This window comes from Rhodococcus sp. 05-340-2 (assembly GCF_002258915.1).
Classification (GTDB): domain Bacteria; phylum Actinomycetota; class Actinomycetes; order Mycobacteriales; family Mycobacteriaceae; genus Rhodococcoides.
Map to the genome: position 1 here is coordinate 98,144 of NZ_NOYU01000027.1, position 15,004 is coordinate 113,147.

Below are 15,004 nucleotides of genomic sequence, written 5' to 3' on the forward strand. Positions count from 1 at the left end.
GCGGACGGCGGTCCGTCATGGCGTCAGTCCGAGACCTGCTCTCGCGCATCGTCGCTGGTGACCGCTTCAGGGGTGTCGCCGTCGGTCGTGTCTGCATCGTCAGCTGTGAGGTCGACGGTGTCCACACCCTCGAGTGCGGTCAGTTCCTGCTCTGCCTCGGCGATGAGGCCCTTCGCGTTCTCTTCGATCTTCTTGATCCACTCGGCCATGACGGTCACACCCTTCGCTCGATCGTGTACCACCGGTCTACCAGACTTCTTCCGCCTAGGATTCACGGTGTGCGAACACGAACCTCGCGTCTCGATCTCGACGAGCCGGTCGGCACGGATCTCGATGCGCTGTACGCGATCTGCAGCGACCCGCAGTCGTGGACACACTTCCCGAGCCTGCGGCACACCGATCCCGGTGCAACCGAACGAATGTTGCAGAGCTGGGCGGAGCAGTGGCGGCGGGACGGACTGTCCACCTGGATCATTCGTGAGCGCGGCAGCCGCACGATCAGTGGCTACGGCGGATGCTCGAAGCGGCGGAACACCTTCTGGAATCTCGGGTATCGCCTCCATCCCGACGCACAGGGCAACGGGTACGCCGCGGAGATGTGTGAGATCGCAGTCGAGTGCGCGCACCGAACCGAGCCCGAATTGCCGATCGTGGCGTACCTCCTCGAGCACAACGTCGCGTCGGCCCGGGTGGCCGAGCGCGCGGGCCTGGAGCTGATCGCCCGTGGACCCGACGTCGGCAATCCCGACGCCGACGCAGTTCGCTCGGTGTACGCGGACCGCCCGTTGACAGCAGGTCAGGTGGACGTGGTGCTGTCGGCCTGAGCGCGGCAGGTGTTCACCTCCGCGAGCCGACGTCGTAGCAGGCGCTTCTCCGGTGCGGTTCGGGCGAAATCCAACGCTCGTCGATAGTCGACAGCCGCCTCCTCGAACCTGTCGAGTCGTTGCAGCAGATCGGCTCTCGCCGTCGGATAGGGGTGATAGCGGCGCAGTGACGGCTCATCGGCGAGCAGATCCAATTCCTGCAGCCCGGCCGCTGGACCATCGCGCATCGCAAGCGCGACCGCCCGGTTCAGCGCGACGACCGCGCTCGGTGCCCGCGTCATGAGCACGTCGTACAGGGCAACGATCTGAGGCCAGTCCGTGCTGTCGGCGTCCGGTGCTTCGTCGTGCAGTGCAGCAATGGCCGCCTGCACGGCGTAAGGACCGCTCCGGCCGCCGCCGAGGGCCTCGACCACGAGGTTCGTACCCTCGGCGATGAACGCGGCATTCCAGAGTCGACGGTCTTGGTCGGCCAACAACACGATTTCACCGTCCGGTCCGATTCGAGCATCGCGTCGTGCGTCGACGAGCAACATCAGCGCCAGTACACCGGTCACTTCGGGCTCGCCCGGCAATGCGGCGTGCAGGAGTCGGCCCATCCCGAGTGCCTCGTCGGTGAGATCGATTCGTCCGACGTGATCACCCGACGTCGCAGAATAGCCCTCGGTGAAGATCGAATAGACCACCTCGAGCACCATCGGCACCCTGTCTGCCAATTCGTCGGGGCCCGGGAGGCGGAACGGGATCCGTGCGACGCGAATCTTGTTCTTGGCTCGCACTATTCGCTGCGCTGCCGTGGCCGGAGGGATCAGCAGCGCCCGCGCCACCTCGCCGGTGGTGAGACCGGCCAGGCATCGGAGAGTCAGTGCGAGCCGGTCACCGGCGGCGAGGGCCGGATGCGCGCAGGTGAAGAACAACTGCAGTCGGTCGTCGGGCAGACTGTCGTCGAGCGAATTCAGGTGACTCGGTTCGCTACGATCCGTATCAGCCTGCAGCACTCCGACTTTCGCGGCCAGGCTCTGGTCGCGCCGCAGGCGATCGACCGCCTTCCGCCGGGCAGTGGTGAGCAACCAGGCGCCAGGCCTGGCCGGGACACCATCGACCGGCCAGTGTGTCAGCGCCGATTCGATGGCGTCCGAGGTCACTTCTTCTGCGAGGTCGAGATCGCGATACCGCTGCACCAGCGAGGCGAGCAGAATCGAGCGCTCGGCTCGGAAGACCGAGTCGAGCGCTCGACGAACCTCGGCATCGGTCACCGAAGAACCCGGTACGTCAGGTTTCGGCGGTTCAGAACTCGGCGAGGGGACGGACGATCACCGTGCCGCCGTCCTTGGAGCCCGGGCATCGGGCCGCCCATTCGAGTGCAGCGTCCAGGTCGGGAACGTCGATGACGTCGTAGCCGCCCAGTACTTCGTGCGACTCGGCGTACGGTCCGTCGGTGACGGTGCGTTCTCCGGTGGTGGCATCGACGCGCACGGCCGTGGCTGTCGTGAGGTCGGCCATGGCGTGACCGGATACGTAGACGCCCGCCTCCTTCATCTCCTTCTCGTACGTCATCCAGTCCTCGACACTGCTGCAGCCCGGTGCTGCTCCGGGTGCGGTGTTTGCGTTGATCAAGAGGATGTACTTCATGGTGCGCTCCTGGGTTCGGTACCTCGGTGTCGCGGCGCGAGTCGCCGTACACGATGACGACGTTCGACAGACCACGATATCGACATCGGCTCCGGAGTTTTCTTTCTTGCGCACGCACAACGGCACCGGACTCAATGTCCGGTGCCGTTGTGTGGTTGGTTCTCGGCTCGACGATGAGCCAAAAGTCACTTCAGTTCTGCCGAGGTCTTTCCGAGCACTCGACGAGCAACGATCAGCTGCTGAATCTGCTGGGTTCCCTCGAAGATGTCGAGAATCTTGGAGTCGCGGCTCCACTTCTCGAGCAGTGGGCGCTCCGAGTAGCCGTACGTGCCTGCCAGTTCCACTGCCTTGAGCGTGATGTCGACGGCCGAGCGACCGGCCTTGGCCTTGGACATCGAGGCCTGCAAGGAGTTGGGCTCCTTGTTGTCGGCCATCCACGCCGCACGCAGTGCGAGCAGATGTGCTGCCTCCCAGTCCGCTTCGAGGCGCAGGAACTCTGCGGCCGCCGCGTGCTGGTTGTAGGCGGGCGTCTCGTACGAGATGTCGACTCCGGCGTCCACCAGGATGGATCGCAGCTCCTCGAGTGCCGCGCGTGCGACGCCGATTGCCATACCTGCCACCAGAGGCCGGGTGTTGTCGAAGGTCTGCATGACGCCGGCGAAGCCCTTCTCGACGTTCACCTCGGCGGTGCCGAGCAGGTTGTCCTTCGGGATGCGGCAATCCTCGAGCAGCAGGGCTGCGGTGTCGGAGGCCTTGATGCCCAGCTTGTGCTCGAGGCGGGCAACCGACAGGCCCGGAGCGTCACGCGGGACGACGAACGACTTGATGGCCGCGCGGCCGAGCGACTTGTCGACCGTTGCCCACACCACGATGTGGGTGGAACGCTCACCGGCGGTGACGTAGATCTTTTCGCCGTTGAGCACCCATTCGTCGCCGTCGAGGACAGCGGTGGTGGTGACGGCCGCGGAGTCCGATCCGAAGCTGGGCTCGGTGATGGCCATCGACGCCCATACCTTGCCGAAGCGCTCGAGCTGCTCGTCGGTGGACACCGCCGCGATAGCCGAGTTGCCGAGTCCCTGGTAGGGGATCGACAGCGTGAGGCCGACATCGCCCCAGCAGGTCTCGATCACGTTCACCAGAGCGGACATGTTGCCGCCGTTGGCATTCGCGGTCTTGCTGGGCTTGGCCGACTCGCTGTCCTTCTCGCGGCCACCGGCGGCTCCGCCGATTTCGCCACCGGCGTCGGACATGCCTTCGACCATCGACGCCATGGTGTCGAGCTCCACCGGGTACTCGTGCTCGGCGAGGTCGTACTTGCGGGAAATCGGGCGGAAGATCTCGGCAGCGACCTGGTGAGCCTGATTCGCCTGCGCCCGAAGCTTCTTGGGAAGTTCAAGATTGATCATCGTGTATGTCCTTGGGTGAGTGCCATGGAATTCGGGGCGGCGAGCTAGATGAGAACGATGCCCTCGGCGACGCCGACGGACCGCAGATCGCGGTACCAACGCTCGACCGGGTGCTCCTTGGTGAAACCGTGACCGCCGAGCAGCTGCACGCCGTCGGAACCGATCTGCATGCCCTTCTCGGATGCGAGTCGACGAGCCAGCGCGGACTCACGAGTGAACGACAGTCCCTGCTCGGCGCGAGACGCACCGCGCAGCGTGACCAACCGCATGCCATCGAGCTCGATGGCGATGTTGGCGACCATGAAGGCCACGGCCTGACGGTTGCTGATCGGCTCACCGAAGGCAACACGGTCGTTGACGTACGGAACGACGTAGTCGAGTACGGCCTGGCTGGTGCCGACGGCCAGTGATGCCCAGCCGAGGCGCGCCAGTCCGATGGCGGCGCTGTACTCGGCGGCCCGCTGATCTGCGTCACCGTCACCGAGCAGTGCCGACTCGGGAACTGCGACGTCGGTCAGGATCAGGCGACCCAGGCCTGCTGCGCGCAGGCCCATGCTCGGGTCGGCTTCGACGACAAGGCCCTTGGAGTCGGACTCGACGATGAAGAATGCCGGACGGCCTTCGAGTTCTGCGGCGATGACGAACAGCTCGGAGCTGCCGGCAGCGGGTACGAGACTCTTGACTCCGTTGAGCTTGTAGCCGCTGGGGGAGCGAACGGCCTTGGTCTGCAACGCGTACGGATCGAACAGTGCGCGGGGCTCGTTGACGACCACTGCTGCGTTCGGCACCTTCTCGCCGACGAATGCGGGGAGGTAGGTCTTCTGCTGTGCGTCGGTGCCCCACTGGGTGAGCGCGACGGCGACACCGCTGGGCGCGAGGATGGGCAGTGCCAAGCCCATGTCACCGTGGGCGAGTGCCTCGGCGACGAGAGAGTTGGTGACCGCGCCACGCTCGCTGGCGGCACCGTCGAGTTCCTCGGGAACGTTGATGAGCGTGATGCCGAGCTCGGCGGAACGGCGAACCAGATCCTCGGGCGACGAGGCGCTGTGGTCTGCGTCGAAGGCGGCCGGGCGGAGGATCTCCTCGGCGAACTCCTTGACCGTCTCGACGATCATGCGCTGTTCGTCGTCGGGCGTCAGGTCGAAGTAGCTGAGGTTCTTGGCGGCACCGTCGTCGAGACGCTTGGGCTTGCCGCCACCGGTGACCTTGGCGAACGTGCGATTGGCAGCGCCGAGGGTCTTGAACCCGGTCTTGGTGCTCTCGTACGTCACCCGGTCGATGGTCTGGCGGAGGTTGTACTTCTCCGCCAGTTCCGATCCGGTGATGGCGGTCAGAACGCGCATCGCGGTTCCGATCGCATCTCTCTTGAACGGGTTGAGGCCAACCGCAGAAGTATCGCGGGGCACCTTAGGGGCCTTCGCGTCGACCACACTGTCTTGCTTGCTCATGATCACCAGTTCCTCGGCGTCGGGCACGGACTTCACAGATCTTACTCCCGAGTAAGTTAGCTGTCTACTGTCGAGTAAGTACCGGTGGCGCTCGACACTCGAACGACCTTTCGTATCACCCGTCGTATCGGTGTGACAGGCTGTTCGCGTGCATCCGATCGCCCAGGTCTTCGCCGCCCTTGCCGCGGCCCTCCACGTCGCCATCTTCGTCATGGAAAGCGTGCTCTGGTCCAAGCCGGCCGTATGGGCAAGGTTCGGCGTGGCCAGCCAGAACGACGCCGACATCACCAAGCCGATGGCCTTCAACCAGGGCTTCTACAACCTGTTTCTGGCCGTCGGCATCGTAGTGGGCCTCGTCGTCGGCGGATCCGCGGGAGACGCCATCGTCTACTTCGCGTGCGCGAGCATCGTCGGCGCAGCGCTCGTTCTGGCCACCGGCGGAGCAAAGTACTTCCGGCCCGCATTCGTCCAGGGCATCACGCCGCTGATCGCGCTGATTCTGGCTGCAGTTCTCTAGGCGAGATTTTTCGCGCTGGGGGACAGCAGTGCGAGGATCTGGTGTTGCAGTAGGCCGTTGGTGGCCACGGCGCTGCCCCCGTGTGGTCCTGCGCTGGCGTCGAGCGCGGTGAAATCGCCCCCGGCCTCGCGTACGAGAACGTCGAGGGCGGCCAGGTCCCACAGCGAGACCTCGGGTTCGGCGGCGATGTCGACTGCTCCCTCCGCAACGAGGCAGTACGAGAAGAAGTCGCCGTAACCGCGCACCCGCCACACGGCGTCGGTCAGATCGAGGAACCGATCCCTGATGCCCAATTCGGCCCACCCGCTGAGGCTGGAGAAACTCAGACTCGACGACGCCACCGAATCGACCTTCGAGACCTCGATCCGGCGCGGAGTGCCCCCGTCCGATGCCGTCCAGGCTCCCAGATCGAGTGCCGCCCACCACCGCCGGTTCAGAGCAGGCGCGCTCACCACTCCGACGCGAGGTATGCCGTCGTCGAGCAGAGCGATCAAGGTCGCCCACACTGGAACGCCACGGACGAAATTCTTCGTGCCGTCGATGGGATCGACGACCCACTGGCGGCCGCTGAAGGTGGCCGTGCCGCCGTACTCCTCGCCCAGCAACGCGTCTGCCGGACGCTCCGAGCCGAGTTCGGCGCGAATCATTGTCTCCACCGCCAGATCCGCGTCACTGACGGGCGTGAGATCGGGCTTGGAATCGACCGACAGATCCATGGCCAGAAAACGTCGACGGGTGATGGCGTCGGCCTCGTCGGCGAGTCGGAGGGCGAGAGAGAGATCAGCGGCGTAGTCGGTCACGGGAGAAGACTATCGCCGCGCATACGGCGTCTCGCATACGGAGATCTGTGTGGTCGGGCCTATCCGGTGACTTCGTTCAGCTTCCCGGTTGCCACATCGAAGACGAAGCCTCGAATGGATTCGTGCTTCGTGACGAACGGGCTCTGCTCGATGCGGGCGAGCGATTGGCGAACATCGCGGTCCAAGTCGGAGAACGACTCCGCGGCCCAGTTCGGTTCGATGCCGGTCTCGTCCTGCAGATCTTTCTTGAACTCGTCGTCGGTGAATGTGAGCATGCCGCAGTCGGTGTGATGGATCACGATGATCTCCTTGGTGCCGAGCAGACGCTGACTGATGGCCAGCGAGCGGATCTCGTCGTCGGTGATCACGCCACCGGCATTTCGGATGACGTGGGCTTCTCCGTCGGCGAGACCGAGAATGCGGTAGACGTCGAGTCGGGCGTCCATGCACGCCACCACGGCGACGTGCTTCGACGGCGGGAGCGGTAGGGGACCGTCGAACGTCGCGGCGTAGGCCTTGTTGTTCTCGAGGTACTGGTCGGTGACGGTCATACGACGCTCCTGTGGACTGCGGGTGTGGCCGGCACCGGGCGGTGACAGGCATGTCGACATGCGAATATGCCGATGAGCCGAAAGCTAGCAGTCGACCGGTGGCCCGGCGAGAGTTGAAATCACCGCGGTTCGAACCCTCGACGACGGTCTCCGTCCGGCTCGTGCGGGCCGGCGGAATCGGGGGCGGTCGGGCTCGGGTTCGCGTGCCGGTAACCTTGACTCTCGTGCATCCCGACGTTTCTGCAGACCTCGCCGAGCTCGACACCACTCTCTCCACCGTCGAGTCGGTTCTCGACGTCGAGGAACTGCGGCGACGCATCGACGAACTCGAACATCAGGCGGCCTCGCCGGACCTGTGGAACGACCAGGAACACGCTCAACAGGTGACCAGTCAGCTCTCGCATGCGCAGGCCGAGCTTCGCCGCGTCGAAGAGCTCCGTCAGCGCCTCGAGGACATGCCGGTTCTGTACGAGCTCGCCGAGGGCGAGGAGGGCGAGGCGGCCGCATCGGCCACCGCCGACGCCGACGCCGAACGCGCCTCGCTCCGAGAGGACATCGCAGCCATGGAAGTACGGACCCTGCTGTCCGGCGAATACGACGCGCGCGACGCACTGGTCAACATCCGGTCCGGCGCAGGTGGAATCGACGCCGCCGACTGGGCGGAGATGCTCATGCGCATGTACATCCGCTGGGCCGAGAAGCACGGCTACGGCGTCGAGGTCTACGACACGTCCTACGCCGAAGAAGCGGGTATCAAGAGCGCCACGTTCGCTGTGAAGGCCCCGTACACGTACGGCACGTTGTCGGTGGAGCAGGGCACGCATCGGCTCGTGCGCATCAGTCCCTTCGACAACCAGGGTCGACGCCAGACCTCCTTCGCCGAGGTGGAAGTTCTTCCGGTCGTCGAGACCACCGACCACATCGAGATCCCCGAGAACGACATTCGCGTGGACGTCTACCGCTCGTCCGGCCCGGGCGGGCAGTCGGTCAACACCACCGACTCCGCCGTTCGATTGACACACATCCCGACCGGCATCGTGGTGACCTGTCAGAACGAGAAGTCGCAGCTGCAGAACAAGGTGTCGGCCATGCGAGTGCTGCAGGCCAAGCTGCTGGAGGTCAAGCGCAAGGAAGAGCGCGCCGAGATGGACGCGCTCAAGGGTGACGGCGGCAGCTCCTGGGGCAATCAGATGCGCTCGTACGTACTGCACCCGTACCAGATGGTCAAAGATTTGCGTACCGAGTACGAGGTGAACAATCCGTCTACTGTTCTCGACGGGGACATCGACGGATTCCTCGAATCCGGAATCCGCTGGCGCATGCGAGGGGAGCAGTAGATGACCGGTCATTGCGCAGGCTGCACTCCAACGATCCGATGACGGCCTGGCTCAACGTGACGGACGAGGTCAAGCTCAACGGCCTCGGAATCGTGCTGTACATCCTCGGCGGACTGCTGGCCGCGCGCTTCGTCACCTGGACCGGATCTCGGATCACTGCCCGCATCGACCAGAACTACCAGCACAGCGACGCGCTCGTGCGATCCGAGGCCGCGAAACACCGTCATGCGCTGGCTCAGGTCATCACCTGGGTGCTGGTCACTCTCATCTACATCCTCGTCACCATCGAGGTACTGCGCCGCTTCGGCTTCGGCGTCGGCGGTCTTGTCGCACCCGCGACGGTCATCGGTGCCGCCCTCGGCTTCGGTGCTCAGCGCGTGGTTCAAGACATCCTGGCCGGCTTCTTCATCATCACCGAACGTCAGTACGGCTTCGGTGACGTCGTACAGATCGCCGTCAACGGCTCCGCCGAAGACGCCGAGGGCACGGTCGAGGACGTCACGCTCCGAGTGACCCGGGTTCGTAGCGTCGACGGCGAGGTCATCACGGTCCCCAACGGGCAGATCGTCAAGGCGATCAACCTGTCGAAGGATTGGGCGCGCGCCGTCGTCGATGTTCCTGTCCCCAGCACCGCCGATCTCACCCAGGTCAACGCGCTGCTCCGTGCAGTCGGCCGGGACGCATTCGCCGATACGCGGTTGCGTCCGCTCCTGCTCGACGAACCGACCGTGATGGGCGTGGAGAGCATCGAGGTGGGGCAGGTCAACGTGCGGCTGGTCGCACGGACACTGCCGGGCAAGCAATTCCAGGTGGGGCGAGAACTTCGAGTCCGGGTCGCTGCCGCACTGCAGCCCGAGGGCATCAACGTTGCCCCCGACGTGAGTACGGCCGGAGTCGCACCCGAATCGTCAGGACGAGATCGGACGGAAGACCAGTGAGTACACCCGACACCGGAACCGAACGCTCGCAACGAAATTGGCGGCAGTGGCGCATTCCGAACAAGATCTACGGCCGGGTGCGCACGTCCACCGTCGCGTTCGGTATCTGCTTCGTGCTCACAGGCCTGCTGTATGGGCAGGTCAGTGCCGACATCGCAGAACGAGACGCCGAACCAGTGCAAGGCCCGGTCGCCGTAGACCCGGATGCAACCACCCCTTACATCCAACCGCAGACCTCCGAGCCGCGATTTTCGACAACCACGGTCTCGCCCACTCCGACGGCCACCGCCGATCCGGATGGGTCGGGAAGCGTCGACGAATCCGGCCAGCCTGCGACCACGACGACTGTGCCACCGACGACGACCGCGCCGTTCGGCGTGCCGATTCCCCCGGCGATTCAGTCGCTGATACCCACCCAACCTGCGCCGACATCCGCGCGCTGAGTCGGCCTTTACCGTCTCTCGGGACTCGCCGCGACGCCCCAGCGGTTCCGGCGGTTACCGGCGAGTAAGGACTACACTGGCGACCCGTGATCAGCACCTCGAATGTCTCCAAGTCCTACAAGACCTCCACCAGGCCTGCCCTGGACAAGGTGACGGTCTCCATCGACAAGGGTGAGTTCGTGTTCCTGATCGGTCCGTCGGGTTCGGGTAAGTCGACGTTCATGCGGCTGCTCCTCAAGGAGGAGACGCCCACCTCCGGGGACATCCACGTCGCCGATTTTCACGTCAACCGGTTGGCGGCCCGACGCGTGCCTCGGCTGCGGCAGAGCATGGGCTGCGTGTTCCAGGACTTCCGCCTGTTGCAGCAGAAGACCGTCGTGGAGAACGTGGCGTTCGCGCTCGAGGTGATCGGCAAGCCACGCTCGATGATCAAGCGCACCGTTCCCGAAGTTCTGGACCTCGTGGGACTCGGCGGCAAGTCGGATCGTCTGCCCAACGAGCTGTCCGGTGGTGAACAGCAGCGCGTGGCCATCGCTCGGGCGTTCGTCAATCGTCCGCTCGTACTGCTCGCGGACGAGCCGACCGGCAACCTCGATCCGGATACCAGCCAGGACATCATGCTGCTGCTCGAGCGCATCAACCGCACCGGAACGACGGTGCTCATGGCCACCCACGACAACCACATCGTCGACTCGATGCGCCGACGCGTCGTCGAACTCGACAACGGACGAGTCGTTCGTGACGAGGCCCGCGGGGTCTACGGCGTCGGGCGCTGACGCCGCCGCCGTTTCAGGACCGCACAGACTTCACGACCGAACGAATCGAAGGGCTCGGATTCCGCGATGCGCGCAAGTTTCATCTTCAGCGAGGTCTTCACCGGACTTCGCCGCAACATCACCATGACTGTCGCCATGATCTTGACGACCGCTATCTCCCTCGGCCTGTTCGGCGGCGGACTGCTCGTGGTGCAGATGGCGGGAAAGACTCAGCAGATCTTCCTCGATCGGGTGGAGGTGCAGATCTTCCTCACCGACGACATCTCGGCGAGCGATGCCGACTGTGCGCAGGAGACCTGCGCGACGTTGCGCTCGGATCTCGAGAACACGCCATCGGTGGTCTCGGTGCAGTACCTCAACCGTGAGGACGCGGTGAAGGACGCAACCGAGCGAGTGTTCAAGGATCAGCCCGAACTGGCCGAACTGGTCAGTGCTGACAGCTTTCCCGCGTCGTTCAAGGTCCGCCTGAGTGATCCCGAGCGGTTCGGGGTGATCAACGACAACTTCGAGAATCGACCGGGAGTGCAGAGCGTGCTCAATCAGCGCGATCTGGTCGAGCGCCTGTTCAGTGTGCTCAACGGCGTGCGCAACGCTGCTTTCGCCATCGCGACGGTGCAGGCGATCGCGGCAATCCTGTTGATCGCCAACATGGTTCAGATCGCCGCGTTCACCAGACGAACCGAGGTCGGAATCATGCGGCTGGTCGGTGCCACTCGCTGGTACACCCAGCTGCCGTTCCTGCTCGAGGCGGTGGTGGCGGCACTGATCGGATCTGCGCTCGCCATCGCCGGCCTGTTCACCGCGAAGAACATGTTCATCGACGACGTGCTCTCGGATGTGTATCAGGCGAATATTCTGGCCCGGATATCGAACAGCGACGTTCTCCTCGTCTCGCCGTTCCTCGCGCTGGTGGGAGTCGGCATGGCAGCGGTGACGGCGTACATCACGCTGCGCCTGTACGTGCGCGAATAAATTCACTTGTCGTTCGGTTCTATGCTGGAGCGGTTGCCCGTGGAACCGCTCCACGTGGCGAACGCTCGAGAAAGGGCCCTGCAGTGAGAGAGAAGGGCCGCAAGGCCATCGCGACCAATCGCAAGGCGCGGCACAACTACTCCATACTCGACGTCCTCGAGGCCGGAGTTGCCCTCGTCGGAACCGAGGTCAAAAGTCTGCGTGACGGCAAGGCCTCGCTGGTCGACGCCTTCGCGACCGTCGACGACGGTGAGATCTGGCTACGCGGACTGCACATCGCCGAATACACGCTCGGTAGCTGGACCAACCATGCGCCGCGGCGAAACCGCAAACTGCTCCTCCACCGTCGCGAGATCGATCGTCTTGCAAGCAAGGTCAAAGAGGGAAACCTGACGCTGGTGCCGTTGTCGATGTATTTCTCCGACGGCAAGGTCAAGGTCGAACTTGCGCTGGCCAAGGGCAAGCAGGATTACGACAAGCGACAGTCGTTGGCCAAACGCACCGCCGAACGCGAGGTCACTCGTGAGCTGGGGCGTCGTGTGAAGGGAATGCGCTGACCGCTGTTCTGCTCGCTCTGGTAGCTGCCGTCGGCTACGGGGTGAGCGATTTCGTCGGCGGTGTCGCATCCCGCCGGGTTGCCGCCCTCCGGGTGGTCATCGTGTCCTACCCGCTGTCGCTGGTGATCGTTCTGCTCGTAGCTCCGTTCGTCGGTGGCACCATCGAGCTGCAGGCGATGCTGTGGGGACTGGCCTCGGGTGTCGCAGGCGGCGTTGCGGTGTGGTGGTTCTACCTTGCCCTCGCCGCCGGGCCGATGGCTGTGGTCTCGCCTGTCACCGCAGTACTGGTCGCCGGTATCCCGGTGCTGGTCGGGCTGTCGATGGGCGAGCGTCCCGGCATCATCGCGTTCGTCGGCATCGCCGTCGCCCTGGTGGCCGTGGTGCTGGTCAGCAAGGAATCCCCGGACGAGGTGACCGGTGAAGTGGCAGGCGGTCGGGAGATGAAGTTCACCCGAACCGTGGCCTGGTTGACGGTCGGTTCGGGCGTGACGTTCGCTTTCGCGTTCATTTTTCTGCACCAGATCGGCGACGGCAGTGGACTGTGGCCGCTTGCGGCGTCGCGTGCGTCGGCAACCGCAGTGGTCTGGGTAGTAGCTCTGGCGTCCGGGCACTTCTCGCCCCCGCATGGCAGCGTGCTCAAGCTTGCGGCATTCGTCAGCGTGCTCGACGTGGTCGCCAACGCCGCCCTGATCTACGCCTATCAGGACGGTCTTCTCTCGTTGGTGAGCGTCATCGCCTCGCTGTATCCGGCCGCGACGGTATTGCTGGCCATGGTGATGCTCGGCGAAAGAGTCGGCACTCTGCAGAAGATCGGTATGGCGTTGGCGCTCGGCGCGATCGCGATGATCGCCCTCGCAGGTTGAACTGGACCGCTCGGGGGTAATGACCTCGTTTATGACAGCTTCCGATTCGCCGTCCGACATCCCCGTGGTTCAGGACGACGGACGCCCTCCCCGCGTTCTGGTCACCGGTGCCACGGGATACCTGGGCGGGCGTCTGGCACCGCGTCTGCTCGACGAGGGGTACCGGGTCCGAGTGCTTGCTCGCACCCCCAGCAAGCTCGACAACGTGCCGTGGGCGGCGAATGTCGAGATCGTTCAGGGCGATCTGAGCGATCGGGAATCGTTGAAGGAAGCGCTCAGCGGAGTCGACATCATGTACTACCTGGTGCACTCGATGGGCACCGCAGGGCACTCGGATTTCGCCGACACCGAACGCGACAGCGCCGAGAACGTCGCGGCCGTTGCTGCCGAATGCGGCGTCGGTCGCATCGTCTACCTCGGCGGGCTGCATCCGCCGACCGGTGAGCTCTCGCCACACTTGAAGTCTCGTGCCGAGGTGGGTCGCATTCTGATCGAGTCGGGCGTTCCCACCGTGGTGCTGCAGGCGGGGGTCGTGATCGGATCCGGCTCGGCGTCGTTCGAGATGATCCGGCACCTGACCAACCGGCTTCCGGTGATGACCACTCCGCGGTGGGTACACAACCGCATCCAACCCATCGCTGTGCGCGACGTGTTGCACTACCTGATCGGGGCCGCGAGTGCGCCGATCACCGAATCCAGAACGTTCGACATCGGTGGTCCCGACGTCATGCAGTACGGCGAGATGATGAACATCTACGCCGACGTCGCGGGTCTGCGGCAGCGTCGAATCATCGTGCTCCCGGTGTTGACTCCGCGTCTGGCAGGCCACTGGATCGGGCTGGTGACTCCCATTCCGCGCGGGCTGGCGATGCCGCTCATCGAGTCACTGCAATACGACGCCGTCGGCCACGAGATGGACATCGACGCCGTCGTACCCCGTCCGGACGGCGGCCTGACCGGCTACCGCGACTCCGTGAGATTGGCACTGCGCAAGATCGACGACGGTGAGGTGGAGACGCGGTGGACCGACGCCACCGGCACCGCGGCACCGTCGGACCCGCTGCCTTCGGATCCGGCGTGGGCAGGCGAGGTCGTCTACACCGACACCCGCGTCGCCCGAAGCGCAGCGAAGTCGACCGCGATCCGGCCCGCACTCGAACGATTGGCCGACGCCGACGTTCTCACCGGCTGGCACCGCGACGTCACCGGACCCGACGCATCCGCGTCGGGCACCGAACACACCACTCGGCTCAAGTCCTCCACCCGACTGCCCGGCGAGGCCTGGCTCGACCTGACGGTCGGCGGCACGGCGAAGCAGCCGACGATCGAGCAGCGGTTGGTGTTCTTCCCCCGTGGTCTGGCCGGTCGCGCGGTCTGGTACGCCTCTCTGCCGGCACGGTTGGTCGTGGCGCGCCGAATGCTGCGCACGGTGGTGCAGCGTGTGGACGCCGATGCCGCATCGCGCGCGACGGATCGCCGTGCCGGCAGTTGATGGGATGAAAGTGGCCATGCGAGGCGTTACACTGAACAGCCCGGACACAGTGTTCGGGAACATACGGGGCTGAACGGTTTCGACTTTGTATGTTGAGTCAGGGGAAGCGTGTCGGTGCAGGCGAGAGACCACCGTAAGCGTCATCGCAACCTTATAAGCGCCGATTCCAATCAGCGCGACTACGCACTCGCTGCCTAAGTAGCGACTGCGTGTCTGTCAGTCCGGGCTTGCCCTCGGTCCGGGTACTGGCATCAGCTAGAGGGCTCACCGATTCATCCGGCCGCGGGATGATGAGGAACATCAAACAGTGGCTGGGATCGTCATCCTGACTTGTTCGCGAGATCGGGAGATCCAAGTAGAGGCATAGCGGACTGCACACGGAGAAGCCCTGGCAATGCAGCAGAGGACCCGGGTTCGATTCCCGGCAGCTCCACCGACGAAGACCGGGCCG

The 15,004-nt window shown here is 64.7% G+C and carries 17 protein-coding genes and 1 other RNA gene; 11 read left to right on the plus strand and 7 right to left on the minus strand.

All coding sequences use genetic code 11. The annotated features are described in order from the left end of the window. Window positions 1-23: 23 nt before the first annotated feature. Window positions 24-209 carry a hypothetical protein gene (locus CH271_RS15430; protein WP_094634524.1) on the minus strand — a complete coding sequence of 62 codons (186 nt, stop codon included), beginning with the start codon at window positions 207-209 and terminating at the stop codon, window positions 24-26. A 69-nt stretch (window positions 210-278) separates the two neighbouring features. Between CH271_RS15430 and CH271_RS15435 the strand changes: the two genes are divergently transcribed. After that, entirely contained in the window at window positions 279-824 is a 546-nt protein-coding gene (locus tag CH271_RS15435; protein WP_094634155.1) for a GNAT family N-acetyltransferase, read from the plus strand. Here CH271_RS15435 and CH271_RS15440 read toward each other — a convergent pair. The 4 genes from CH271_RS15440 to CH271_RS15455 all read right to left on the minus strand — a co-directional run bounded on the left by CH271_RS15440 (window position 797) and on the right by CH271_RS15455 (window position 5,313). Continuing rightward, window positions 797-2,077, minus strand: a complete 1,281-nt coding sequence (locus CH271_RS15440; RefSeq protein WP_094634156.1) for an RNA polymerase sigma factor — start codon at window positions 2,075-2,077, stop codon at window positions 797-799. The two genes, CH271_RS15435 and CH271_RS15440, sit on opposite strands and share 28 nt — an antisense overlap. Before the next feature lie 31 nt (window positions 2,078-2,108). Further along, a complete protein-coding gene (locus tag CH271_RS15445) occupies window positions 2,109-2,453 on the minus strand; it encodes a YciI family protein (protein WP_094634157.1) in 345 nt (114 codons plus the stop codon). Window positions 2,454-2,638: 185 nt separating this feature from the next. Continuing rightward, window positions 2,639-3,859 (minus strand): acyl-CoA dehydrogenase family protein, encoded by a 1,221-nt coding sequence (locus CH271_RS15450; RefSeq protein ID WP_037189836.1) that lies wholly within the window; start codon window positions 3,857-3,859, stop codon window positions 2,639-2,641. A gap of 44 nt (window positions 3,860-3,903) precedes the next feature. Then, window positions 3,904-5,313 carry an acyl-CoA dehydrogenase family protein gene (locus CH271_RS15455; protein ID WP_037190220.1) on the minus strand — a complete coding sequence of 470 codons (1,410 nt, stop codon included), beginning with the start codon at window positions 5,311-5,313 and terminating at the stop codon, window positions 3,904-3,906. Window positions 5,314-5,455: 142 nt separating this feature from the next. Here CH271_RS15455 and CH271_RS15460 point away from each other — a divergent pair, with 142 nt between their 5' ends. Beyond that, window positions 5,456-5,824 (plus strand): DUF1304 domain-containing protein, encoded by a 369-nt coding sequence (locus CH271_RS15460; protein ID WP_037189835.1) that lies wholly within the window; start codon window positions 5,456-5,458, stop codon window positions 5,822-5,824. Here CH271_RS15460 and CH271_RS15465 read toward each other — a convergent pair. Both CH271_RS15465 and CH271_RS15470 read right to left on the minus strand, forming a co-directional pair. Next, window positions 5,821-6,624 carry an inositol monophosphatase family protein gene (locus CH271_RS15465; RefSeq protein ID WP_037189834.1) on the minus strand — a complete coding sequence of 268 codons (804 nt, stop codon included), beginning with the start codon at window positions 6,622-6,624 and terminating at the stop codon, window positions 5,821-5,823. The genes CH271_RS15460 and CH271_RS15465 overlap by 4 nt on opposite strands. Before the next feature lie 59 nt (window positions 6,625-6,683). Further along, complete coding sequence (locus CH271_RS15470; protein ID WP_094634525.1) at window positions 6,684-7,175, minus strand: beta-class carbonic anhydrase; 492 nt, start codon at window positions 7,173-7,175, stop codon at window positions 6,684-6,686. Between the two features lie 224 nt (window positions 7,176-7,399). On the opposite strand from CH271_RS15470, the gene prfB reads away from it, so the two are divergent. The 9 genes from prfB (at window position 7,400) to ssrA (ending at window position 14,989) form a co-directional block, all read left to right on the plus strand. Next, on the plus strand, window positions 7,400-8,512 hold the full coding sequence (prfB, locus tag CH271_RS15475; protein ID WP_027496571.1) for a peptide chain release factor 2: 1,113 nt from the start codon (window positions 7,400-7,402) through the stop codon (window positions 8,510-8,512). A 38-nt stretch (window positions 8,513-8,550) separates the two neighbouring features. Beyond that, window positions 8,551-9,450 (plus strand): mechanosensitive ion channel family protein, encoded by a 900-nt coding sequence (locus tag CH271_RS15480; protein ID WP_094634158.1) that lies wholly within the window; start codon window positions 8,551-8,553, stop codon window positions 9,448-9,450. Then, entirely contained in the window at window positions 9,447-9,893 is a 447-nt protein-coding gene (locus tag CH271_RS15485) for a hypothetical protein (RefSeq protein ID WP_094634159.1), read from the plus strand. Before CH271_RS15480 ends, CH271_RS15485 begins: the two co-directional genes overlap by 4 nt. 86 nt (window positions 9,894-9,979) lie before the next feature. Then, entirely contained in the window at window positions 9,980-10,669 is a 690-nt protein-coding gene (gene ftsE, locus CH271_RS15490; RefSeq protein WP_027496574.1) for a cell division ATP-binding protein FtsE, read from the plus strand. A gap of 66 nt (window positions 10,670-10,735) precedes the next feature. Further along, window positions 10,736-11,641 carry a permease-like cell division protein FtsX gene (gene ftsX, locus CH271_RS15495; protein WP_037189832.1) on the plus strand — a complete coding sequence of 302 codons (906 nt, stop codon included), beginning with the start codon at window positions 10,736-10,738 and terminating at the stop codon, window positions 11,639-11,641. 83 nt (window positions 11,642-11,724) lie between these two features. Then, entirely contained in the window at window positions 11,725-12,198 is a 474-nt protein-coding gene (gene smpB, locus CH271_RS15500) for an SsrA-binding protein SmpB (protein ID WP_032397704.1), read from the plus strand. Window positions 12,199-12,206: 8 nt separating this feature from the next. Beyond that, on the plus strand, window positions 12,207-13,061 hold the full coding sequence (locus CH271_RS15505; RefSeq protein WP_037189831.1) for a DMT family transporter: 855 nt from the start codon (window positions 12,207-12,209) through the stop codon (window positions 13,059-13,061). Between the two features lie 31 nt (window positions 13,062-13,092). Further along, window positions 13,093-14,553, plus strand: coding sequence for an SDR family NAD(P)-dependent oxidoreductase (locus CH271_RS15510; protein WP_052047534.1), 1,461 nt, complete (start codon window positions 13,093-13,095; stop codon window positions 14,551-14,553). A 65-nt stretch (window positions 14,554-14,618) separates the two neighbouring features. Next, window positions 14,619-14,989: a transfer-messenger RNA gene (ssrA, locus tag CH271_RS15515) on the plus strand. The last annotated feature ends 15 nt before the right edge of the window (window positions 14,990-15,004 follow it).